Annotated in this window: 22 protein-coding genes; 16 read left to right on the top strand and 6 right to left on the bottom strand. The window is 41.3% G+C overall.

Features of this window, described 5'->3' with window-relative positions:
* Positions 1-129: 129 nt before the first annotated feature.
* Entirely contained in the window at positions 130-1,650 is a 1,521-nt protein-coding gene (gene adh, locus BV455_RS10250; protein WP_017436460.1) for an aldehyde dehydrogenase, read from the top strand.
* Positions 1,651-1,724: 74 nt separating this feature from the next.
* A complete protein-coding gene (locus BV455_RS10245; protein ID WP_026078575.1) occupies positions 1,725-2,069 on the top strand; it encodes a DUF779 domain-containing protein in 345 nt (114 codons plus the stop codon).
* 242 nt (positions 2,070-2,311) lie between these two features.
* Here BV455_RS10245 and BV455_RS10240 read toward each other — a convergent pair whose 3' ends face one another.
* The 4 genes from BV455_RS10240 to BV455_RS10225 form a co-directional block, all read right to left on the bottom strand.
* A complete protein-coding gene (locus BV455_RS10240) occupies positions 2,312-3,931 on the bottom strand; it encodes an MDR family MFS transporter (protein ID WP_218687162.1) in 1,620 nt (539 codons plus the stop codon).
* Positions 3,916-4,854: a TetR/AcrR family transcriptional regulator gene (locus BV455_RS10235; protein WP_218687161.1), complete on the bottom strand. Its 939-nt coding sequence runs from the start codon at positions 4,852-4,854 to the stop codon at positions 3,916-3,918. The genes BV455_RS10240 and BV455_RS10235 overlap by 16 nt, the downstream gene beginning before the upstream one ends.
* A 536-nt stretch (positions 4,855-5,390) precedes the next feature.
* Positions 5,391-6,131, bottom strand: a complete 741-nt coding sequence (locus BV455_RS10230; protein ID WP_017436465.1) for an MBL fold metallo-hydrolase — start codon at positions 6,129-6,131, stop codon at positions 5,391-5,393.
* A gap of 378 nt (positions 6,132-6,509) precedes the next feature.
* Positions 6,510-7,385, bottom strand: a complete 876-nt coding sequence (locus tag BV455_RS10225; protein WP_218687160.1) for an ROK family protein — start codon at positions 7,383-7,385, stop codon at positions 6,510-6,512.
* A gap of 670 nt (positions 7,386-8,055) precedes the next feature.
* Between BV455_RS10225 and ssuE the strand changes: the two genes are divergently transcribed.
* From ssuE to BV455_RS10155, 14 genes are all read left to right on the top strand, one after another.
* On the top strand, positions 8,056-8,592 hold the full coding sequence (gene ssuE, locus BV455_RS10220) for an NADPH-dependent FMN reductase (protein ID WP_218687159.1): 537 nt from the start codon (positions 8,056-8,058) through the stop codon (positions 8,590-8,592).
* A 145-nt stretch (positions 8,593-8,737) separates the two neighbouring features.
* Entirely contained in the window at positions 8,738-10,045 is a 1,308-nt protein-coding gene (locus BV455_RS10215) for an O-acetylhomoserine aminocarboxypropyltransferase/cysteine synthase family protein (RefSeq protein WP_218687158.1), read from the top strand.
* Between the two features lie 72 nt (positions 10,046-10,117).
* Positions 10,118-11,020: a LysR family transcriptional regulator gene (locus tag BV455_RS10210; protein WP_218687157.1), complete on the top strand. Its 903-nt coding sequence runs from the start codon at positions 10,118-10,120 to the stop codon at positions 11,018-11,020.
* 142 nt (positions 11,021-11,162) lie between these two features.
* Positions 11,163-11,522, top strand: coding sequence for a NifB/NifX family molybdenum-iron cluster-binding protein (locus tag BV455_RS10205; RefSeq protein WP_218687156.1), 360 nt, complete (start codon positions 11,163-11,165; stop codon positions 11,520-11,522).
* A 50-nt stretch (positions 11,523-11,572) separates the two neighbouring features.
* On the top strand, positions 11,573-12,352 hold the full coding sequence (locus tag BV455_RS10200) for an ATP-binding cassette domain-containing protein (RefSeq protein WP_218687155.1): 780 nt from the start codon (positions 11,573-11,575) through the stop codon (positions 12,350-12,352).
* A 99-nt stretch (positions 12,353-12,451) separates the two neighbouring features.
* Entirely contained in the window at positions 12,452-13,567 is a 1,116-nt protein-coding gene (locus tag BV455_RS10195) for an LLM class flavin-dependent oxidoreductase (protein ID WP_218687154.1), read from the top strand.
* A 63-nt stretch (positions 13,568-13,630) separates the two neighbouring features.
* Positions 13,631-14,593 (top strand): aliphatic sulfonate ABC transporter substrate-binding protein, encoded by a 963-nt coding sequence (locus BV455_RS10190; RefSeq protein WP_218687153.1) that lies wholly within the window; start codon positions 13,631-13,633, stop codon positions 14,591-14,593.
* Positions 14,594-14,621: 28 nt separating this feature from the next.
* Complete coding sequence (gene ssuC, locus BV455_RS10185; protein ID WP_218687152.1) at positions 14,622-15,398, top strand: aliphatic sulfonate ABC transporter permease SsuC; 777 nt, start codon at positions 14,622-14,624, stop codon at positions 15,396-15,398.
* A 29-nt stretch (positions 15,399-15,427) separates the two neighbouring features.
* Positions 15,428-16,762 carry an LLM class flavin-dependent oxidoreductase gene (locus BV455_RS10180; protein WP_218687151.1) on the top strand — a complete coding sequence of 445 codons (1,335 nt, stop codon included), beginning with the start codon at positions 15,428-15,430 and terminating at the stop codon, positions 16,760-16,762.
* A gap of 334 nt (positions 16,763-17,096) precedes the next feature.
* Positions 17,097-18,311: an acyl-CoA dehydrogenase family protein gene (locus tag BV455_RS10175; RefSeq protein WP_218687150.1), complete on the top strand. Its 1,215-nt coding sequence runs from the start codon at positions 17,097-17,099 to the stop codon at positions 18,309-18,311.
* A 109-nt stretch (positions 18,312-18,420) separates the two neighbouring features.
* Positions 18,421-19,434: a methionine ABC transporter ATP-binding protein gene (locus BV455_RS10170; RefSeq protein WP_218687149.1), complete on the top strand. Its 1,014-nt coding sequence runs from the start codon at positions 18,421-18,423 to the stop codon at positions 19,432-19,434.
* Positions 19,424-20,089 carry a methionine ABC transporter permease gene (locus BV455_RS10165; RefSeq protein WP_218687148.1) on the top strand — a complete coding sequence of 222 codons (666 nt, stop codon included), beginning with the start codon at positions 19,424-19,426 and terminating at the stop codon, positions 20,087-20,089. The genes BV455_RS10170 and BV455_RS10165 overlap by 11 nt, the downstream gene beginning before the upstream one ends.
* Before the next feature lie 41 nt (positions 20,090-20,130).
* Positions 20,131-20,961, top strand: a complete 831-nt coding sequence (locus BV455_RS10160) for a MetQ/NlpA family ABC transporter substrate-binding protein (RefSeq protein ID WP_218687147.1) — start codon at positions 20,131-20,133, stop codon at positions 20,959-20,961.
* A 391-nt stretch (positions 20,962-21,352) separates the two neighbouring features.
* Positions 21,353-22,741, top strand: coding sequence for an LLM class flavin-dependent oxidoreductase (locus BV455_RS10155; protein WP_218687146.1), 1,389 nt, complete (start codon positions 21,353-21,355; stop codon positions 22,739-22,741).
* Between the two features lie 279 nt (positions 22,742-23,020).
* On the opposite strand, the gene BV455_RS10150 is transcribed toward BV455_RS10155, so the two are convergent.
* Both BV455_RS10150 and BV455_RS10145 read right to left on the bottom strand, forming a co-directional pair.
* Positions 23,021-23,842 carry a carbohydrate ABC transporter permease gene (locus tag BV455_RS10150; RefSeq protein WP_218687145.1) on the bottom strand — a complete coding sequence of 274 codons (822 nt, stop codon included), beginning with the start codon at positions 23,840-23,842 and terminating at the stop codon, positions 23,021-23,023.
* The gene (locus BV455_RS10145; protein ID WP_026078576.1) at positions 23,842-24,780 is read right to left on the bottom strand and encodes a carbohydrate ABC transporter permease; all 939 of its coding nucleotides are present in this window, start codon (positions 24,778-24,780) and stop codon (positions 23,842-23,844) included. The genes BV455_RS10150 and BV455_RS10145 overlap by 1 nt, the downstream gene beginning before the upstream one ends.
* Positions 24,781-24,865 lie beyond the last annotated feature (85 nt).

The raw sequence follows: 24,865 nt of genomic DNA, 5'->3' as shown, positions 1-24,865 counted from the left end.
TCAAAATTTTATTTTGACAAAATTGTCATATAATGCTAACCTAATCACTGGGAGGAATTTTTCACTTTTCTATAATGTATACGCTTTTTTGTAAGCGTATATAAAAAAGATACAAAGGGGGAAACTTGGATGATTTACGCTCAACCTGGGCAGCCTGGTTCACTTGTCACTTTCAAAAAACGCTATGAAAATTTCATCGGCGGCAAATGGGTCCCACCAGTTGATGGAGAGTATTTTGAAAATATTTCTCCTGTGACGGGGCAAGCTTACTGCGAAGTACCACGCTCCAAAGCCGCTGATATCGAGCTTGCGTTGGATGCTGCTCATGCTGCAAAAGATGCATGGGGCCGTACTTCCCCTGCCGAGCGCGCGCGAATCCTCAACAAAATTGCCGACCGCATGGAAGAAAATTTGGAAATGCTCGCAGTCGTGGAAACATGGGAAAACGGCAAGCCGATTCGCGAAACGTTGAATGCAGACATCCCGCTTGCCATCGATCATTTCCGTTATTTCGCCGGCTGCATCCGTGCGGAAGAAGGCACTTTAGCAGAAATCGACCATAATACAGTTGCCTATCACTTTAAAGAGCCGCTCGGCGTTGTCGGACAAATCATTCCATGGAACTTCCCGCTTTTAATGGCAGCATGGAAACTGGCGCCGGCGTTAGCCGCTGGAAACTGCGTTGTCTTAAAACCTGCTGAACAAACACCGACTTCGATCCTCGTACTGATGGAACTCATTCAAGACTTACTTCCTCCAGGTGTCGTCAACATCGTCAACGGATTTGGTTTAGAAGCCGGAAAACCGCTTGCCTCCAACCCTCGCGTCGCTAAAGTGGCGTTCACCGGTGAAACAACAACGGGACGACTCATCATGCAATACGCATCGCAAAACATTATTCCAGTAACATTGGAGCTTGGCGGAAAATCGCCAAACATTTTCTTCGAAGACGTAGCGGCAAAAGATGATGAATTTTTCGATAAAGCCATTGAAGGCTTTACGCTTTTCGCTTTAAACCAAGGAGAAGTATGTACATGCCCTTCCCGCGCTCTCATTCAAGAATCGATTTACGACAAATTTATGGAACGCGCGTTAGAGCGTGTGAAACAAATTAAACAAGGCAATCCGCTCGATACGGAAACGATGATTGGAGCGCAAGCGTCTTCGGAGCAATTGGAAAAAATCCTTTCCTATATTGACATTGGCAAACAGGAAGGGGCTGAACTGCTCATCGGCGGCGAACGCAACTACTTAGAAGGCGACTTAAAAAATGGCTATTACGTCAAACCGACGGTTTTCAAAGGCCATAATAAAATGCGCATTTTCCAAGAAGAAATTTTCGGGCCAGTCGTCGCTGTCACCACATTTAAAGATAAGGACGAGGCGCTTGCGATTGCTAATGACACATTGTATGGCTTAGGCGCCGGTGTCTGGACGCGCGACATTAATACCGCCTACCGCTTCGGACGCGGCATCCAGGCAGGACGCGTCTGGACGAACTGCTACCACATCTATCCTGCACACGCTGCATTCGGCGGCTACAAAATGTCCGGATTCGGCCGCGAAACACATAAAATGATGCTCGAACATTATCAACAAACGAAAAACTTGCTCGTCAGCTACTCGCCGAAAAAACTAGGACTGTTCTAATCATGCAGGCAGCGCACCATCCGCGCTGCCTTTTCTGCCTATCCATATTCCTGCAGGGAGGGATTGTCATGAACATGAATGAGGAGCCAAAAGTGATTGCGACCGATGCCGCGCTTGCCCTGATTGAAAAATTAAAAGCAAAGTACGGGCCGCTTATGTTTCACCAATCCGGCGGCTGCTGCGACGGCAGTTCGCCGATGTGCTACCCGCAAGGAGAGCTGATCGTCGGCGATTCCGATGTGCTGCTTGGCGAAATCGGCGGCTGCCCGTTTTACATTTCCAAGGCGCAATACGAATATTGGAAGCACACCCAGCTGATTATCGACGTCGTGCCCGGACGCGGCGGCATGTTTTCGCTTGAAGGGCCGGAAGGCGTCCGCTTTCTCACCCGCTCGCGAGTGTTTGGCAGCGGATCTTGATGGTTGGCGAACCACCCCCTTCCCCTTAGCAAATCATCTTGCTCTTCGGCTTCCGTGGCCGCACAGCCATACAATGTGCGGACTCCTCCAGCGGTGGTGGTGCGGTTCTCCATCACGCATCAGCTTGCCTCCGATAGTCGAAAAATTTCCTAATTCCTTGTCGGTCAAACGATCAAGCAGAACGCATCTATTTGCCGCCGTCTTTCCTCGTTTCGCAGCACAAAAAAAACCGCCGCAGAGAGCTAGCTCTGCGGCAGTTTTTCGTTTTTCGCCGTTTCTTGCAATTGCCGGCGGTCAGACAGTGTGATTTTCTTCAGCCCAAATACAAGCACTGTTCCGCCAATGACAAAAATAAGTCCAAATAGGAAAACAGATTGAAGTGAATCCACAAGCGACTGTTTTAAAATCGGCACAAACGTTTCCCGCATTTGCGGCGGTATTTTCGCCAGCGCTTCCGGGCTAAGCAAAACGGAATAAAGCCCTTGCGGATCATCATGAATCATATGGGCAAACCGGTCCACCATTCCTTTTGCTTGTGCAGGAAGCGACCGAAGCATTGGCATGAGACGGTCATCTAGCAGCTGGCTCGACCGATGGTTCATAATCGCCCCTAACACCGTCATACCGAACGTTCCGCCGATCGCACGGAAAAACTGGCTGGAGGAGGTGACGACGCCAAGCTCCGACTTTGGAAAACTTTCTTGCAAAGCCAGCGTTAAAATCGGCATCACTAACCCCATTCCAATCCCTAGAATAATCATATACAACGTGGCGGTGAATTGGGACGTATCCACGTCCATTGTGCTTAATAAACCGAACCCTGCCGCCATCACGACCATGCCAATGAACAGCTGTGATTTTACACCAATTTTATAAACCATTCGGCCACCAACGATGCTTCCGATAATCATCGTAATCATCATCGGCGTCATAATCGTGCCGGACTGGGTTGCACTTACTCCGACAACCCCTTGCATAAAAAACGGAACGAACATAATCGCACCAAACATGCCGACACTCATTAAAAAGCCAATTCCATTTAACACGGTAAACGTACGGTGTTTAAATAAATGCATCGGCAAAATCGGTTCTTCCGCTTTCCTCTCTACGAATACAAACAGCGTTAAAAAGACGAGTGCCACCGCAAACAAGGTAATGATTTGCCATGATGTCCATTCATACTTATCCCCGCCAAACGTTAACGCTAAAAGCAAGCTAACCACGCCGACAACCATCGTGAACATCCCGGCAAGATCAAACTTCACTGGTCCTTCCGCTTTATATTTGCTCAATCCCATCGCAATAAAAATCGTTGCCAAAATCCCGACAGGAAGATTAATATAAAATACCCAGCGCCAATTCAAATGGTCGACGATAAATCCCCCGATTTGCGGACCTATGACAGAGGCAAGACCATATAATCCACCAAAAACCCCTTGCCATTTCGCACGCTCTTTTCCGGTAAACACATCTCCGATGACAACCATGGCCATAGGCATCATAATTCCCCCGCCGATTCCTTGCAGTCCTCGGTAAATGATGAGCTCTGTCATGTCATTTGCCATGCCGCAAAGGGCAGAGCCAACCATAAAAATGACGAGTCCTGTCACATAAATGACTCGCCTGCCTAATAAATCCGCAAGCTTGCCGGCAATCGGCACAACCGTTGTCGATGTCAACATATACGCGGTCGTCAGCCATGTCATTAAACTTAATCCGCCAAGCTCCCCAACGATGCGCGGCATCGCCGTTCCGACGATCGTTCCGTCTAACGCGCCAAACAGCATGGCAATGATAAGACCCGTAATTAATATATTCCGATGTCGAATGGTGCTAGTTGGCATTTCTAATGCTTTTTCCATTTACTTCTCTCCCATCTATTATTCGTTTTCCGATATTGTTCAATATCCTTTCTTAATGCGGCCAAATCATCCGCAAGCAGCGGAAGATGCCGGTTCTCGATATATAATAAAATCCCTTGCACGACATATTCCCTCGGCGCCGACTCTTCATTCATTAATTCTGCTTCTAACGTATCCAGCGCAGCATGAAGCTCGTGCTGTATCTTTTTATCGAGCGAAAGCGATAGAATCTTTTTTTGCATATGGGCAATGCGGTCGCTAATCTTTTCTTGCAATACACACCGCTCTTTTTCTTCCATTTTGATCAGCGGCTCTACCATTTCTTTGTCTAAAATCGGCGCTTCTTCATGAGAAAAACTCGCAATGATCGCATCCAAACGCCGCACGAGAAAACGCGCCACTTCTTCGGCATGCAGCTTGCCTGGCCGCAAAAAGAAGCAAAACATATATTGGCGAATCATGCCGTTGAGCATCGTCGCCACATCAAACACGTACCGCTCTACCTCTGTTCCATATACTTCGATGAGGCGGTCGCAATACCACGAAAAGATATAAGCACGCTGCTTCAATAAATAAAGGTGAATATCGCTGCTAATTTTTGGGATTTGTTCGGTCATCATCATTTGCAAAAATTCTTTATGCTCATGCATATTCGCAAAATGCGCAGCGATTTGTTGAATAAACCGCTCTTTTTCCGAACCGCTATCCTGTGGAATGACGGTGAAACTTTCCATCATTTTTTCAAAATGGTGCTGAATGATGGCAAGCATCAAATCTTCTTTGGACGAAAAGTGATGATAAAATGCTCCTTTCGAAATACCCCAGGCATCGACAATATCTTGAATCGATGTAGAGTAATACCCTTTTTCCGCAAATAATTTCATAGCTGTTTCAATAAACTGGACTTTACGTTCATCGGCCATTCCTTTTTTCATCTCCTAGATAGAGGAAATTTCACGAGGGCATGCATTTTGTAGCATATGCTTATATACAGACAGTTGCGAGCGCGGTTTGACGAGCTCGACGTGCACCCCATGTTTTCGCAACGCCTCCACTACACGTTCAAAGCGAATGGGTTTGTTACATTTGTCCATTGAAAGGCACCTCGATTCCTATGCCGCAAATTTGACCGAATGGTCACCGACATCACAAACACCATTATAAGCACCTTTTTATTTTTTATCAACAATTATGTTCACAAAAAAATGACCATATCGTCAAATTTTTGTTGACTTAATAGTCAAAAAAAAAATAATAAAAATCGTCCATTTGCTTTTTTGTCTTTCTTCTTTGCTGCTGCCTTCCCTGCCGATCCTTTCGACGATGAGGCAGGCTTCACCGCGGATGATGGTTTCACAAACCAAAGCTGCTTATTGATGAAGCCCACGATTCCTAATAGCTGAATAGAAAGCGTTTTTTCACTGCCTATCAAACTGCTATTTTTTGAATGTATCCACTTTCATTTCTTTTCTGCTATGTTGCCGTCCTGCCTTACAAGGTGTTGGAGCTGGTTTTTCACGTTGCCATTACAAATACCTCCGTGATAACAAATCACAGATTCTATATCTAAGTCCAAAAATTTTTCCAATGAACGAAGCGCTGTATTCATATCTAGCGTGGTTCGCTGAACCGGTCCGTGCAAAGAGCCATTTAAACATATCATTGCATCCCCGGCAACAAGGATTTTACTTTGTTTTAAATACAGACTAATATGTCCTGGAGTATGCCCAGGCGTAAAAATAACACGAATCCCCCCGCAATAAGGAAGCTCTTGGCCGTCATCCACCGTCTTGTCAACTTTCACTTTCGGAGGATTCTGATATAAAATCCGCATTTCTTCCGGAAGAGACACCCATTCTTCTTTACTCATGCGGTTGGGGTCTGTTTTGATCAGAGGCAAATCCCCCTCAATATATGGTTTGTCAAGCTCGTGTGCATACACTTCAATGCGGTTATTGGATTCTTTTCGTATTTCAGGAAGACTCCCTATGTGATCCAAATCCTGATGCGTCAGAATGACTGCTTTCAATTTATCAAAGGAGACGCCGACCTCACTCATGGCAGCACGTATTTGTTCCAATTGCCCAGGCATGCCGGCATCAATTAAAACGGCGGTTTCATCATCCCAAACCAGCGTAGGATTTAAAACAAAACCTTGAACTTTTAATTCAAGCATGGCCACTCCATTCGAAATCTTCATGGAATCCTCTCCCTTAATGAATAATATTAATATTAGTTTTGATGCTAAACATTTCGTAATATATTATTTACCATAGTTCTAAACAAAATGTAAATAAATAAAAGTTTTATAATATCATAAAAAAATATATTTGTCAATAAATATGGCATGATTTCATTGCTCTTATATGGTTCTATCGTTGGATAAAACAAGCAATCTGCTACTAACACCTTCCTGTACCGATTGTTAAAATCTCACAAGCCTTATGCGCCATATTACCATTAACAAGCCAATGGATGCGGTGCCATCAGAAGAATGTTTTTTCGCCTGATTATAATAAAAAAACGACCGTTTTCGTTGCATTCTTTTCCGCAACGAACGGTCGCATTTTGCTTCCGATTATTCATCAAGCGCTTGTTTCGCTAACGCAAGTGCACCGCAAATTCCAGCGTTATCCCCTAATCCAGGCAGGACGATATACTCGTCTATTTTTTGTAAAATCGCCTCGTGTTGTACGTATCCGTTGAGAAACTCCATGACATGATGACGAATGTTGGGCAACAGCTGTTTTTGCTTCATGACACCGCCGCCGATAATGACTTTCTCCGGCGATAAAATTAAGATATAATTGGCAATCGCCTGCGCTAAATAAAACGCTTCTAACTCCCATACTTCCGAGCGATCGGCCAGCTCCGCGCCTTTTTTCCCCCAGCGCTTTTCAATCGCCGGTCCGGACGCCATTCCTTCTAAACAATCTCCATGATATGGGCAAACACCGGCAAATGTGTCTTCCGGATGACGGCGAATAAGAATATGTCCCATTTCCGGATGCATAAGACCATGGAGCAGGTTCCCTTCAACAATCGCCCCGACGCCGATTCCGGTTCCAACCGTAATATAAATGCAGCTTCGCATCCCTTTTGCGGCACCCCAGCGCCGTTCACCGAGCGCTGCCGCATTCACATCCGTGTCAAATCCGATCGGCACTTGGAAATGCCGTTTCATTTCACCGACAAAATTAAAATTCACCCATTTTTGTTTCGGTGTGCTTGTAATATAGCCATATGTCGCACTATCGGGATGCAAATCAATCGGACCAAAGGAACCGATGCCGATCGCCTCTAATTCATATCGGCTAAAAAAATCGACGACATGGCGCATCGTTTCTTCTGGTGTCGTCGTTGGAAATGTCACTCTCTCTTTTATATTTCCGTCACGATCCCCGACAGCGCATACAAATTTCGTGCCGCCTGCTTCAATCGCCCCAAGATACACGCATTTCTCCCCGCTTTCGTCTCTATGATTTCCGATTTCATTGTATCATAAAATTGACAGACAAGCGGGGGCGAACTTTGCAAATAATGCCTTGTTCAAGCAATTAGATGCAGACATTCTAGAAACTAATTTAAATAACGGAGAAGCCTTCCTTCAATAACGTCGAATGATTAGTTTTACCGGAGAGGAGGACTCCCCTTGTTTTTTCTGATTCATTTTTCATGAAATAGCATCAAAAAAGACAAATAGATTTATGCTCCTGGACAAATTTCCGTCGCTTTTCCCCATGTCTACATCGTATACCCTTGGATTTATCTAAATGCGCTATTTTTTGTGCCTCTGATAAGCCATCCATTAGACCATTCATCAAGCCTGCGCCGGTCTTCTCGGCTGGCCGCCTCCCTGCCTGTGGCAGTCCGGCTGGAGCCTCCAAAGCCCGACGCTCGGTTCATTCCAAGAAGCCGCAGTGCAAGCGAACTCCTTCTACAGCCATGTGAATCCATCTCAAGGAAGCTCATCGCATCGATGCGTGACAGACAACAAAAAAACATTCATTTCTACGACGATATTGACAGTAAATAAATATGGTGATATGATTACGAACATAAAACATACTAATCCAATATGATTTATATGTTTTAGATCAGTATAGTAGAAAGGAGCAAACTATATGAGCAAAGTAGTCATTATCAACGGAAGTCCTTCTTTAACATCAAGACTTAATGGAATGATTCAATACGTAGAACAACGGCTATTACAAGCGGGTATTGAAATCGAACACATCCAAGTCGCGGAATTGCCCTCGGAAGATTTAATCAAAGCGAAATTCGATAGTGAAGCCATTCTGCACGCTAACAAAAAAGTGGAAGAAGCAGAAGGCATCATCATCGCAAGTCCAGTGTATAAAGCGGCGTATACAGGAGTATTGAAGGCATATCTTGATTTACTTCCACAAAAAGGTTTGTTAGGAAAAATCATTCTTCCGCTGTTTATCGGAGGCACAATTGCTCACCTTTTGTCTATTGACTATGCATTGAAACCTGTGCTGTCCGCATTGGGAGGCAGATACATTCTTGGGGGAGTGTATGCGGTTGATACTTGGATAACCCGAAATGAACAAGAAGGTTATAGTCTATCAGAAGATCTGCTCCATAGATTGGATGAAGCAGTTGCGGAATTTGCTGATTTAATCAATCGAAGAAACTGATTATCGATAGACAGAATCACATAAAGTTTATGTTATATAAATCTTCATTCTTTATTCGACTAAGAGGGAAATATTTTTTCAGAATTTATTTATAATATTTTAATTTAAAATTTTAACAAAAATTGATTAATGGGGATGAGGAGAAATGACTACAGAAAAAATTAGTAGATCTTTTAATTTTGATACCATTGCGTTACATGGGGGACAGGATATTGATCCAACTACTCGTTCCAGAGCGGTACCAATTTATCAAACTACCTCTTATGTATTCGATGATGCAGACTATGCAAATGAGCTTTTTCAAATGCAAAAAGAAGGATACATATATTCGCGAAATGCCAATCCAACAAATACAGTTTTGGAAAAACGCTTAGCACAATTAGAGGGCGGGAGCGGAGCATTTGCGGTATCTTCTGGACAGGCAGCTATTACAATAGCGTTAAATACGTTGGCAAAAGCAGGTGATGAAATCGTTGCTACAAACGCCTTATATGGCGGCACATATAACCTTTTTGCGAACACCTTTCAACGTTTCGGTATTAAGGTTCATTTTGTTGACGGCCATGATCTTGATGCTGTGGAAGCAGCAATCAATGAAAAGACAAAAGCGTTATTTACCGAAACAATTGGAAATCCTAGTCTGCAAATTGCTGATTTGAAAAATCTCAGCAGGATTGCACATAAACACGGAATTCCGTTAGTCGTTGATAATACTTTCACTACACCATACTTAGAGAAACCGTTTGACTTCGGAGCAGATATTATTGTTCATTCGCTTACTAAATTTATAGGAGGCCATGGAACATCTATCGGCGGTGCCATTGTCGATTCTGGGAGATTCCCATGGAATAACGGCAGGTTTCCAGAATTCACAGAAAAAAAACCTTATTTGAATCATCACTCTTTTCTGGAGTTAGCTAAAGAAAATGCTTTTATTGCAAAAGCTCGATTCGAGCTTGGTCATGATTTAGGAGCATCATTATCACCTTTTAACAGCTGGTTATTTATACAAGGATTGGAGTCACTTTCACTAAGAATCGAAAAGCATGTAAGCAACACCTTAAAAGTGGCGGAATATTTATCCCAACATGAACAAGTGGAATGGGTAAATTATCCATCATTAAAAGATAATCCACAATTCGAACTTTCAAAAATATACCTTCCTAAGGGAGCTGGATCCATCTTAACTTTCGGAATAAAGGGAGGATTAGAAGCAGCTAAAACATTTATAAATTCAGTCAAGCTTCTCTCCCATGTCGCTAATGTAGGCGATTCTAAATCATTGGTTATTCACCCGGCAACTACCACCCACTCGCGCTTACTTCCAGAAGAGCAACTTCAGGCAGGTGTCACTCCAGAGCAGATTCGTTTATCAGTTGGATTAGAAGACGCTAACGATATTATCGCCGATATTGAACAGGCACTTTCAGTAGTACGTACAAAACATTTTTGATGATGTAGATAGCAGATTGACCATTCTTTGGCAATCTGCATTTTTCTATATCAACGCAAAGGAGGCGATACAATGGACTTAAGAACAATAAAGACATTTAAAACTGTTGTAAAATATGGGAGTTTCCAACGAGCAGCAGAAGAATTAAACTATGCTCAATCAACTATTACTACTCATATTAAAAACTTAGAAGCTGAGTTAGGTGTTACTTTGCTTAAAAGAGGCAAAACATTGCAGCTTACAGAAGCAGGAAGATTGTTAAGCGAAAAAGGAGAATTCCTCTTAAAAGGCTTTGAAAATCTCCAAAGTTTACTGAAAGAATTAGTACAAGGTGAATCCGGAATAATTAGAATCGGTGTAATGGAACCAACAGCAAGCTATCGATTGCCACCCCTATTAGCCTCTTTCAGAAAAAAATATCCAAAAATTCAATTAAACATTCAAATTCATAGCAGCAAGTCTTTGGTTGATATGGTAATGAATGATGAAGTTGACTTAGCTATTTGTACGGCTCCTGAAATGGCTACAAATACAGTCTTTGATCCGTTGTTTTCAGAAGAAGTGGTACTGTTAGTCCCAGTTGAACATCATCTTAGTCAAAAAGAAATCATTTATTTAGAAGATTTAAAAAATGAACAACTACTAATGACTAGTTCCTCGTGTCCCTTCCGTAATAATCTGGAAAAGAAAATGATTGAATTAGGTATTAATCCTGTCTACGGAATTGAAATAAGCAATATGCTTGCCTTAAAACATTATGTTCAATCTGCTTTAGGAATAGCAGTAGTTCCCCGGATAACAGTAAAAAACCCTCCTAAAGGCACTGTTATAAAACCAATTGCCGATTTTCATAAAGGGTTAACAGTAGGAATACTGAGAAATTCTGAAAGGTTCTACAATAATAAATCAATTGAAAGATTGATTGAGATTCTATATATGAATTTGGCAAGCGACCATGAAAAAAAAGACTTATAAATTTCTCTTCATTTTTTTTGAACGATTTCTTCTATTTTTTCAATTATACAAATGATCAAAATGGAGTTATAGTATTTAATAAATACTAATCATATGTATTTACTCGGATATAAAACGTAAAAAAGGAGGTTAGATCAGCTAAATGATCATTGCTTTAGTATTAGATCAAGATGAAAATATTTTGCCCATCATTGATGGAACAATTATCAGAATCTATGACACAGAATCAGGAAAGTATCAAGATTATCCCAATCCAGCTCTTCATTTGAAAGAAGGACGACGTGGAGCGGTTTTGCGTTTTGCACAAGAAAAAGGAGCAACAGTTTTCGCTTCCCCTCCTAAAACTTTTTGCGAGCTTTCATATGCGAAAGCTCAGGAAAATAATATTCAATTTTGTCAACTCCATGGACAAATAAAGTTCCATACTTTTCAGGAACTCTTAAACAATGGAAAAGTTCTTATAAAAAATCACCTTCCAGCCCAAGAAATTGTACCAAGCTAGCTATTGGATGAGAAACAATAAAATGCCGACCAACATGGGGGGAAAAGAATATGCTCGAAACGAGTGGTGTAGAGCTAAGTATTCATCAATTGGAGAAATCCTTTGGTCATTTAAACGTTTTACGTAAGATTGATTTACAAATAGCCTCAGGTGAATTTGTTGCTATTGTTGGGAAAAGCGGTTGTGGAAAAAGCACATTACTCAGACTCATTGCCGGACTGGAAAAAGCAACTTCTGGGGAAATTAGACAAAATGGAAAAATTATTAAGGGTTTAAATCCTCAAGCACGAATTATGTTCCAGGAAGCACGTTTACTGCCTTGGAAATCTGTTCTCGAAAATGTCGGAGTAGGACTTGGTCTCCAAAAAGAGTGGAAGCAACGAGCAATTTGGGCATTGAAACAAGTCGGGTTAGAAGAACGGGCTAACGATTGGCCTTCCATTTTATCAGGGGGACAAAAGCAACGAGTTTCGTTAGCAAGAGCTCTAGCAGCTCAACCACAATTGTTATTGCTAGATGAACCTTTAGGAGCTTTGGATGCTTTAACTCGCATGGAGATGCAAACACTTATAGAGGAGATTTGGCAGCAACAAAAATTCACTGCATTATTGGTTACCCATGATGTAAATGAAGCTATTACTTTAGCTGATCGCGTTATTTTAATAGAAAAAGGAACGATAAAAATGGATTTGCCAATTCCCCTCCCAAGACCTCGAAACCGGTCTGATTCAGCTTTTGTTGAATTAGAAGAAAAAGTTTTGGCAAATGTATTGGGAAAAACATCATCTAAAAAGGAAATAGAGAATCTAAAAAGCGCCGTGAATGAATAGCAGGCTGTTTTTGTTAATTGATGAATTGCAGTTTTATGCATCGAAGTAACGCCGAACTATCACAAATAAAAACATTAAATTACATTGGAGGAATGTTACATGGTCGAATTTATCACAATGGCTCCTACATCAGGGGACAGTACACTTGTAGGATTAGTCAATAACTCATCAAAACTGAATAGCTGGACAGGAACAGATGAAAACGCAGAACGTCCCCCTACCTTAGAATATATTAAGGCTATTGCCCAGGCTGCTGAAAAAAGCGGATTCTCGACTCTTTTACTGCCGACCGGTGCAGGATGCCTTGATTCTCTAGCAGTTGCTGCAAATTTAATCGCCCATACAAACAAATTAAAATTCCTATTTGCAATCCGCCCTGGTTTTATTGCACCTACTACCTTTGCCAAACAGTTTGCAACTGTGGATTATTGGTCAGGCGGGAGAGCTCTGGTGAATATTGTTACTGGAGGTTCGCCAATAGAGTTAGCTAGCGAGGGTGATTATTTAGATCATGATACTCGTTATAAGCGGACACGCGAATACATTCAAATATTAAAAAAATTATTTACTGAAGAAAACGTTGACTACCATGGAGAATTTTTTACATTAAAAGGCGCTTCATTATTTCCAAAACCAGTAAAAAAACTACAAATCTACTTTGGAGGGGCATCGGAAATAGCAAAAGAAGTTGCGGCGGAAGAAGCGGATGTTTATATGATGTGGGGGGAAACTCTTGAAAATACAAAACAGAGAATTGAAGAAATGAAACAAAAATCTGCCAAATATAACCGAAAGCTGAGTTATAGTATTTCTTTTCAAGTCATACTAGGGAAAACGGAAGAAGAAGCTTGGGAAAATGCGAACAAGCTAATAAGCAAGGTGTCAGCACCTATATTAGAAAAAAAAGAGGAAATGATTGTTAAAGGAGATTCAGTTGGTGCAAAACGCCTACATCAACTAATGGAAAGCAGTAAAGAAAATAATTTTAAAATTGGTCCAAATTTATGGGCGGGACTGACTCAAGTTTTGTCTGGAAATTCTATTGCCCTTGTGGGTACTCCAGACCAAATAGCTGAACGGATTGTAGAATTTGTGGAATTAGGATTCGATAAAGTGTTGCTGAGAGGCTTTCCGCATTTGGAAACGATTGAACAATTGGGAGAGTTAGTAATTCCGAAAGTGCGAGAAAAACTCGCACAAAAACAGTTTGTTTAATGGCCCTCCATTACACGGAACTCTAGGTGATGTTATAAAACAAAATTGATTGGAGAATAGACAATGAGGTCAATGAAGCTAAGTAAAAATATTCTTTTGATCATTAATTTCCTAGTATTTTCCCTTTTATTAGCATCCTGCGGTAAAACGGAAGAAACGAGCGGGAAAAACAAAGAAATTAATATTGGATATCAAAAAAATGGCACTACATTATTGTTAAAACATAAACAAGAACTTCAAAAAGAGTTAGAAAAAGAAGGATATAAAGTTACATGGTCAGAGTTTAACACCGGAAGTTCTATCCTTGAAGCCTTAAATGCTGGAAGCATTGATTTTGCAGGTGCAGGGGATATACCATCAATATTTGCGCTTGAGAAAGGTAGTAATTTTAAATATATTGCCAGTGAGCCATCGTCCCCGTCTTCAGAGGGAATATTGGTGAGAAAGGATTCTGGAATTAAATCACTTGAAGATTTAAAAGGAAAAAGAATAGCCTTTAATAAGGCTTCGATTGCTCAATATTTATTAACCAAAGCTTTAGAGTCAGTAGGTTTATCTATGGATGATGTGGAGCCGGTGTACCTTAATCCTCCCGAAGCAAGCATTGCTTTTGAACAAGGTGAAGTGGATGCGTGGGTCGTGTGGGATCCTTATATGACGGTTGCTGAAAGCAAAGGGAACATCGTTTTAAAGGATGCGACTGGAATTGTTCCGTATCGCACTTTTTATTTCAGCACTCCTGAAATGGCGAAAAAACATCCTGAAATAGTAAAAAAATTTGTAGAACATTTATCCAATGCAGGAAAACAAATTAATAATGACCCTACAGAAGCTGCCTCGTTGTTGCAAAAAGCAACCAATATCCCGGCAGAAACGTGGGAGAAAGTGTTAAAAAATAAAAAGTCGGATGTTCACTTTATGGATGAAAAAGCTGTGCATGATTTGCAAGCAGAAGCAGATGATTTGTTAAAAATCGGTCTTATCAAAAAACAAGTACAAATCGAAGATCATGTATGGTATCCATAAGGAAAACGGATGAGGAGAGAAAATATCGATGAAAAAAATAAGGAAAATCTACGATCAGATTGCCCCATGGATGGTTCCCATTCTGCTGTTAATTGCTTGGCAGCTATTCTCTGCAATCGGGTGGATTTCAGAAAAAGTATTACCGTCTCCTCTTGAAGTCGTATTAGCGGGGATTGCTTTGACGAAAAATGGAGAGTTATTAACGAATATTGGAGTTAGTTTTACCCGTGCTTTTATTGGATTTGTGATTGGAGGTGGAATTGGATTAATTCTTGGATTATTAAATGGAATCTATCCTGTAGCTGAAAAGTACTTAAATACAACTATTCAAATGTTTCGTAATATTCCGCATTTAGCCTTAATTCCAATCGTTATTTTATGGTTTGGTGTAGGAGAGGAAGCAAAAATTTTTCTCGTAATCATTGGTGTATTTTTCCCAATCTATATTAATACCTACCATGGCGTCATTTCCGTTCCAAAAGATTTAATTGAAATGGGAAAAGTATATGGTCTATCTAAGTGGATCTTGTTTTCGAATGTAATTTTCCCTGGTGCATTACCTTCCATTTTAGTTGGTTTACGTTATGCCCTTGGTGTCATGTGGTTGACACTGATTGTCGCTGAAACCGTGGCGGCAAGTTCTGGAATCGGATATATGGCGATGAATGCCCGTGAATTCATGCAATTGGATGTTGTGGTGTTATCCATATTGTTATATGCCCTACTAGGCAAGCTAGCGGACTCGTTGGCAAAATTTTTGGAACAATATTTTCTTAAATGGAATCCAGCGTATCAGAAAAAGTAAGCATCGAAAGATTATAGGGGGATTGAAGAATGAAAAAAAAGCAAATGAAATTGGGCGTTTTTCTTATGGGAACAGGCCATCATATTGCATCTTGGAGACATCCTCATGTTCAAGCTGATGGATGTGAGGATTTCCGCTTTTTTTGTAAAATAGCTCAAATAGCAGAAAAAGGAAAATTAGATATGTTATTTTTAAGCGACGGGTTATCTTTTAATGAACTTTCGCATCCGGCTGAATTAGTGAGATTTGAACCTATTACTTTATTGGCTGCGCTGTCTGTTGTCACATCCCATATTGGGCTGGCAGCAACGGCGACGACCACCTATAACGAACCCTTCCATATTGCGAGAAAATTTTCTTCTCTAGATCATTTAAGCAAAGGAAGAGCCGCATGGAATGTAGTGACTTCATACTATGAAGACGAAGCTAAAAATTTCAGTCAAGACGTTCATTTAGAGCATCATCTTCGTTACGAGCGGGCAAAAGAGTTTGTTGAGGTGGTTAAAGGACTGTGGGATAGCTGGGAAAAGGACGCACTAATTCGGGATAAACAATCGGGCGTTTATTTTGATCCTAAAAAGTTACATACTTTAAACCACAAAGGCAAATATTTTTCTGTAAAAGGTCCATTGAATTCTTCACGTTCTCCACAAGGAAGGCCAGTCCTTATCCAAGCAGGATCATCGGAAGACGGAATAAATTTTGCAGCACAAATTGCAGACGTTATCTTTACTGCTCAACAAACATTGGAAGAAGCTCAGCATTTCTATAGAAAAGTGAAAAAGAAAGCAGCGGAATTCGGTAGAATGCCTGATGAAGTAATAATTATGCCAGGTGTTTCTCCATATATAGGAAATACGGAACAGGAAGCCAGAGAAAAATATGAACAGCTACAAGAGCTTATTGTTCCTGAAATCGGCTTAGCTTTTCTTTCTGACTACTTAGGGGGCATCGATTTTTCTAACTACTCATTAGATGATCCTTTGCCAGAAGAAATTCCAGAAACCAACGGAAATAAGAGCAGAAGAAAGTTAATTATTGATCTTGCAAGAAGAGAAAACTTAACTATAAGAGAGCTTTATAAGCGAGTTGCCGGATCGCGAGGACATCGAATCATTTTTGGTACGCCGGAGCAAATAGCGGACCAGTTAGAAGAGTGGATAATAAATGAAGGAGCAGATGGTTTTAATCTTATGTTCCCGTATTATCCTGACGGCTTATCTGAATTTGTTGATCAGGTAATTCCAATCCTTCAAGAAAGAGGATTGTTCAGAAAGGAATATGAAGGAACAACGTTACGAGAGCATCTAGGATTGCCTGAACCTAAATCAAGATATTCTCATATATCGGTACCTAGTCAATGACAATAAAAACCCTATTGTCGTAGTGACGCACGTTTATTAACGAAAGATAAAGGATTTGACCAAACGTTGAAACACATCTTGCATCAAATCCTCGAGGCGCAAATGGAAGAACAACTGGGGGAACGCCTCGGCGATGTACTCATCGATCTCCCCCAGCAATTCCGCTAGTAATTTCGCAAAGCATCCTGTAATGGTCGAAACAGTTTTTCTTCCCCCCTTTAAACTGGGCAATATGCGAAAGAAATACGTTACTCAGGAATGTTGATTACATGTAGATTTTTTACCAAAAATTCTTTTGTACTCCTATCAGAAATACAAGAAAGGAGAAATAATTTTGAGCATTGCAAGTAAAAAAACTTATCACTCTTATTTATCTGATGAGTTATCAAGAAAGTTTGTACAAAATGAACGCCAAGAATTTCTTTTACATCTAGCATCAGAGCTTGCTGAACAATTTCACGAAACAGCGGACAATATAGACCAAGAAGGAAGGTTCCCGTTCGAAAATTTCCAAAAATTAAAAGATTATAATTACCAATCACTTACTGTCCCTAAGCAATATGGCGGAGAAGAAATTTCACTTTATGAATTTCTTCTTATGCAAGAGCGATTAAGTCAGGGAGATGCTTCCACCGCTTTGTGCATCGGTTGGCATCTTGGTGTTATTTATGATCTAAGGGAAAGACAAACATGGGATAGCGAAAAATTTAAGTGGCTTTGTCATGAAATTGTACAAAATAAAGTGCTAATTAATCGATTGGCAACAGAGAATGGAACAGGAAGTCCTACAAGAGGTGGAAAACCCGAAACGGTGGCTGTCAAAAGAAATGGCAAATGGGTGATTACAGGAAGGAAATCCTTTGCATCTATGGCAATAGCTCTTGATTATTCATTAGTTACAGCCACCATTCAAGAATCAGGGAAAGTTGGATCTTTTTTAGTTGACCATCGCCTTAATGGGGTTAAAGTCGAAGAAACTTGGGATATGATCGGAATGCGAGGTACGCGGAGTGATGATCTGGTACTGGATCAAGTTGAGTTACCAGAAGATTCACTGGTAGAATTGGATCAATTGGAATCATCGAATGGCAATATGGGGAGGGCATGGTTACTTCATGTTCCGGCCTGCTATCTTGGGATTGCGATTGCAGCTAGAAATTATGCCATTTCCTTTGCTTCTGAATATCAACCGAATAGTCTGCCTAGTCCAATCAAAGATGTTCCAGAGGTTCAAAGAAAAATTGGAGAGATGGATTTAGAGTTATTAAAAGCAAGACATACTCTTTATTTCGTCGCACACCGGTGGGATACGTACCCAGAAAAGCGCATGGAAATGAGCGGAGAATTAGCCGCAGCTAAACATATTGCAGTAAATAGCGCCAATAAAGTAGTTGATTTAGCGATGAGAATCGTAGGAGCTAGAAGTCTACAAAAATCTAATCCCCTGCAACGATATTATAGAGATGTTAGATCTGGAATCCATAATCCACCAATGGATGATACCGTTATTTCTTTACTGGCAACACAAGCATTACAAAGTTTCAATTAAACTCGTGAGCGCCAAGAACTAGAAGAACCATTTCAACAAAGTTTCTCTTCCATAAGAAATTCTTTAAAATTACAAAAAACTCTGCAAATAAACCGGGAGGGAAGAAGTGATGATTGAAATAAAAAATGTAACAAAAATCTATTCCACGAAAAAAAAGCAAGTTGTCGGCGTCGACAACGTATCCTTAACCATTCAAGACGGGGAAATTTTTGGCATCATTGGCTATAGCGGTGCCGGCAAAAGCACGTTGTTGCGCTGCTTAAATCTTTTGGAACGCCCGACATCTGGCCAAGTCATCATTGATGGTGTCGATTTAACAACGTTGAACAACAAACAGCTGCGGCAGGCCCGCTTAAAAATCGGCATGATTTTTCAGCACTTTTATCTCGTCAGTTCCAAAACAGTCTTTGAAAACATCGCCTTTGCCCTAAAAGCGGCAAAAAAGCCAAAAGACGAAATCAAAAAGCGAGTAAATGAACTTCTGGAAATGGTCGGGCTTTCCGATAAGCGGGACGCGTACCCCTCCCAACTAAGCGGCGGTCAAAAGCAGCGGGTTGGCATCGCGCGGGCGCTTGCCAACGACCCGACTATCCTTTTATGTGACGAAGCAACATCGGCACTCGACCCAAGTACAACGAAATCGATTTTGGCACTGTTGAAAAAAATCAACCGTGAACTTGGCATTACGATTGTGCTGATTACGCATGAAATGGAAGTGGTCAAGGATATATGCGACCGCGTCGCCGTCATGCAAAACGGGAAAATCATCGAATTAGGAACCGTATATGACATTTTTACAAATCCGAAAGAAGAATTAACGAAATCCTTTATCAACAGTGTATTGCAGTTTGAACTCCCTGATCATCTGCTGCAGAAGCGGACAGGAACGATGGTTAAAATTCACTTCAAAGGAGAGACCGCCGAGGAAGCGATTGTTTCTGATATGTTGCAAACCTTTAAAGTAAAGGGAAATATTCTACATGGAAAAATTGAGTATATTCAAGAAATACCGCTTGGAATTTTTGTCATGGAGTTGACCGGCGAACCGGAAGAAATCGAGCGGGCTATTAACTACATTTCGCAAAGAACGAACGCATTGGAAGTGATTGCACATGCTGCTTGATGCGCTGATCAGCTTAATTCCCGAACTGAACAAAGCCTTTTTAGAGACGATTTATATGGTGACGATCGCCCTTTTTGTCGCGGTTCTTGTCGGCCTTCCATTAGGGGTTCTTCTATTCGTCACCGACCGCGGTCTGTTTTTGGAGAACACAGTGGTCAAATCCATCCTCGGCTTTATCGTCAATATGATACGCTCGATACCATTTATCATCTTGCTCGTCGGGCTGTTGCCGCTTACGAAACTGATTACCGGAACAACGATTGGGCCTACCGCCGCCTCTGTATCCTTATCGGTCGCTGCCGTTCCGTTTTTTGCAAGAATTGTAGAAACATCGTTGCGAGAAATCGAAAAAGGGGTCATCGAAGCGGCGGTTGCCGTCGGGGCGACACCGTGGATGATTATCAAAGATGTGCTGCTGCCTGAGGCACGCCCTGGCATTGTGCATGGAATTACCATTACAACGATTAGTTTAGTTGGATATTCGGCCATGGCTGGCATTGTCGGTGGCGGCGGCATCGGCGACCTTGCCATTCGCTTCGGATATTACCGCTACGACAATACCGTTATGATTACAACGATCGTCATTTTAATTTGTCTTGTCCAAATCATTCAGTTTGTCGGCGACCGCATTGCCCGCTTGGTCAATAAACGTTAAGAGAGTTTGAAATATCATAAACGACTAAGGTGGGAAGATCAATGAAAGCATATCAAATACCATTATTGTTCATTGCGTTAGTATTTCTTATATTGTCAGGATGCTCAAACTTGACTCAAAAAACAAATAGTTCATCAACTAAGACCATTAAACTTGGAGCGACATCTGGACCGTATAGCGATCAAATAAAGGAAGCAATAAAGCCTTATCTCGAGAAAAAAGGATATAAAGTGGAATTAATTGAATTCAACGATTATGTTCAACCCAATATCTCTTTAGACCAAGGTTCAATAGACGCAAATGTATTTCAAAATGAAATTTATATGAAAAATTTTGCAAAAACTAAACATATGAAACTTTACGAAGTCATTAAAATCCCAACTGCTCCTATTGGAGTATACTCCAAAAAGCATAAATCATTAGACGAGATGAAAGATGGAACGACAATAGCTTTACCTAATGAACCGGTAAATCAAGCACGAGCTCTTGCTATGATGGAAAAACTAGGATTGATCCAATTAAGAAAAGGAATAGATCCGACAAAAGTATCAGAAAAGGATATTCAAAAATATAATAAAAAAATTGTTCTAAAACCTTTAGAACCAGCACAGCTTCCACGAGCTCTTGGAGATGTCGATTACGCTTTTATCAATGGAAATTTTGCTATATCATCTGGATTAAAATTGAAAGATGCAGTCGCATTAGAAAAAACACCTTCTTACTATTTAAATGGTGTTACCGTACGAAAGAAAGATAAAAATGCTAAGTTTGTAAAAGATATCGTGGCAGCTTACAAATCAGAGGAATTTAAAAAGCTGATTAAAGAGGACGAAGAATATAAAGGCTATGTATGGCCTGATTGGTTTAAATAAAAGCATGTACTTGAGAAAACGATCTGTTTCTTATCCGTTTTTGGACTTACATGGTATTACTTGAATCGGTGATCATGATGATGAAAGGATTTGAGGGAACGCTGACGGATGTCCACGTTTGAGAGATCATTCTAATTACCAAACGACACGAAAGCATTTCTCAATAAATATTCAATAGGATGAAACAAAGCTTCTTTACCACATTCAATAGTGGATCATTCGCCACACTCCCCCATTCTCTAGGCAAAAGAATGACCCGGTCTTGATTGCGACGGATGATACGATTGCTCAAGAAACAATGCCTGCATCACAGATTCAACGCGCCATTCACGAATGATAAAAGCAGTTTCTTATTCTACACCATTTTTTAAAATAAGAGGAGGAAGAGAGTGTGACAAAACAAATTATTTTAAATGCGTTTGAAATGGCGAGTGCGATGCATAATTCACATGGATTATGGAAACATCCTGAAAGCAAAAGACAAAGAGGATATAAAGATATGGATTACTGGATTAAGATGGCGAAACTCCTTGAACGTGGTAAGTTTGATGCGGTTTTTTTCGCGGACGTACTAGGAGTATATGATACATATCGTCAAAGTAAAGCTCCTTCTATACGTGATGGTCTTCAGTTTCCGGTTAATGATGCAGCATTTGTTATTCCTATTATGGCGAGTGTTACGAAACATTTATCTTTTGCTTTAACAGTTAGTACTACTTATGAACATCCCTTTAGTACCGCAAGACGTTTTTCTACTCTTGACCATTTGACGAAAGGGAGAATTGCCTGGAATGTTGTCACTTCTTATTTACCAAATGCCGCGAGGAATTTTGGTCTTCAAGAGATGATCAAACACGATCAACGTTACGATATAGCAGACGAATTTCTGGAAGTCACATATAAACTTTGGGAAGGCAGCTGGGAAGACAATGCATTCATGGAAGATAAACAGAGTGGTATATTAATTGATCCAGAAAAAGTACATGAAATAAATCATGTAGGAAAGTTTTTTTCCGTCGAAGGCCCACATCTTTGTGAACCATCTCCACAACGTACACCAGTAATCTATCAAGCAGGTACTTCAGAAAGAGGCAGGGAATTTGCAGCTAAGCATGCGGAGTGTGTTTTTGTTGGAGGACCTACACCAGAACGAATTAAATACTATACAAATGACATAAAAAGACGTGCGGAAAAGTATGGCCGTAATCCAGATCATATAAAAGTCTTTGCTTTTTTAACGGTTATTGTTGGCAAGACAACAGAAGAAGCAGAACAAAAATTTGCAGAATTAAATCATTTGTGGAGTCCAGATGCTTCAAAAGCTCAATTTAGCGGAGCAAGCGGCTATGATCTAGCAGAATATGAACAAAAAGATTTCCATGCTCCTTTTGAATTTAAAAATACAGAGCATGGTCATTATAAAGCAGCTTCTCTTACAAAAGATGCCTCTAAAAAACTTTCGATAGGTGAAGCACTTAGAAAGCTTGAACAATTAGATCGAGAGTCTATCATTGTGGGAAATCCAGAGGAAGTAGCAGATGCCATTCAATATCGATTTGAAGCGTCAGGTGTGGATGGATTTAATCTTAATCATCTGGTTACACCTTCTAGCCTAGAGGATTTTATTGAATTGGTTATTCCTATCCTCCAAAAAAGAGGTTTATATAAGACTGAATACAAACAAGGAACGTTAAGAGAAAAGTTATTTAATCATGGTAGTAGATTATTACCAGAAGATCATCCGGGTAGTGCTTATCGTATTAAAACATTTATTTCGTAAAGAGAACAATATCACTTCAAGCCTTAAAGCAGCCAGGAATAGAGGGGCCATCTCACATTTCGCAACCTCTGAGTGAAGAAAGCAAAATTTTTCGGATCTTGTTGAATCATAGGGACTCTCTTGTCTCCTGTTTATGTTTTGTTTCCCATTTATCATGGCACAGGAAGAGAGTCCCTTTTTCATGTCATTGTTTTTTCTACCTTCTTTCCTCTACTCCTCTCCCTTAAAACAGGGATTCTCCCCCAGACATTTTACCCATGCCTTTGCCGTCATGCCTGATTATCCTTTTACCGAACCAGCCAATAAACCGCGAACAAAGTATTTGCCTAGAAAAATGTAGACAAGCAAGGTCGGCAAAGCAGCAAGCAGCGCTCCCGCCATTTGCACGTTCCATTGCACAATTTGGCTGCCCGATAAGTTTTGCAAAGCGACCATAATCGGCTGCTGTGCAGAAGTGGTAATCGTGACGGCGAATAAAAATTCATTCCATATATTCGTAAACTGCCAAATCGCTACGACAACAAACCCGGTAATCGAGAGCGGAAGCATAATGTAGCGGAAAATCCGTAAAAACCCGGCTCCGTCGATTTTCGCCGATTCAATCATTTCATCCGGGATCGCCGCGTAAAAATTGCGGAACATCAACGTCGTAATCGGAATCCCGTACACGACATGCACAAAAATGAGCCCCGGAATCGTATTATACAGGCCTATTTCGCGCAAAAACTGAATCAGCGGAATCAAAATGCTTTGGTACGGGATAAACATGCCGAACAAAATGAGCGTAAAAATCGTGTTCGCCCCTTTGAATTTCCATTTCGACAAGACATAGCCGTTTAATGCCCCTAACATCGCTGACAACAATGTCGCCGGAACCACTAAATAAACGGAATTCCAAAAGTTCGGCGCCAATTTCGCAAACGCGGTTTGATAGTTGCTCCAATCAAAGGTAGTTGGAAGCTTCCACATATCGGCGAGCGTCACTTCATCAAGCGGCTTGACGCTTGTCACCAGCATCACATAGACCGGCATTAAGAAAAACAGGCTCATGAAGATACAAATGACGTATAACAACAGCCTCGACCATGCCCGTTGTCTCATCACGATCCCCCCTTCCGGCTGGAAATCAAATATGGAACGATAAAAATGGCGACAGAAAGGAGCATGATCATTGCAATTGCCGCTCCGTTCGCATAATAGTTGCCGCGGAACGTCGTCTCAAACATATATACCCCCGGCACGTCCGTAACAAAGTTCGCCCCAGGGCCCGTCATCGCGTAAATCAGGTCAAAAATCTTCAGCGAAATATGGGCCATAATGATGATGACGCTGACGGTGATCGGCCGCAGCAATGGAATAATAATTTTGCGGTAAATTTGCAGCTCCGTCGCGCCGTCCATCCGCGCCGCCTCGCGCACTTCTTCCGGAATCGCCCTTAATCCGGCCAAATACATGGCAACAGCAAATCCTGTCATTTGCCATACGGCGGCAATCACCACCGCCACGATCGCCACCGGCACGCCAAATTCAATGTTCCCTAAGTGGAAACCTCCTAAAATCGTTGTATCCGTGTACCACTTCGAGTCCAATCCAAACTTTTTTAAAAACAAGTTGACACCGGTTGACGGGTTTAATAACCATTGCCAGACAACCCCCGTCACCACAAACGATAATGCCATCGGGAAAAAGAAAATATTGCGGAAAATCGACTCTCCGCGCAGTTTTTGATCCAGCAAAATCGCCAACAATTGGCCAAGCACAATCACCACGCCGATAAACAGGATCGTAAATACCAGCGTATTGCGCAAATCGGCCTGGAAGCGGAAATCATGAAACAAATAAATATAGTTTTTCAACCCGGCAAACGATAAATCGGGTACAAGTGAATTCCAGTTGCTGAGGGAGACATATCCCGTCCAGCCGATAAAGCCATAGACGAAAATGAAAATAAGCACAACCGACGGCGTGAGAAACGCAGCCGCAAGCCAATGGTCCACGGTCCATTTCCGTTTTTTCCGCGGTGCCGGTACGACCGTCACGCTTCGTTCCGATACTGTCTTTACCGTTTCCACATTTGATTCCTCCCGTCGTAACACGAAAAGGGGAAGAGAATGGTTCCCGTCC

Origin of the sequence: Parageobacillus caldoxylosilyticus (assembly GCF_019272935.1) — a bacterium.
In the GTDB taxonomy this organism is placed as follows: Bacteria; Bacillota; Bacilli; order Bacillales; family Anoxybacillaceae; genus Saccharococcus; species Saccharococcus caldoxylosilyticus.
The sequence above is the reverse complement of the archived record's forward strand: the minus strand, read 5'-3'. Positions and strand labels throughout refer to the sequence as shown.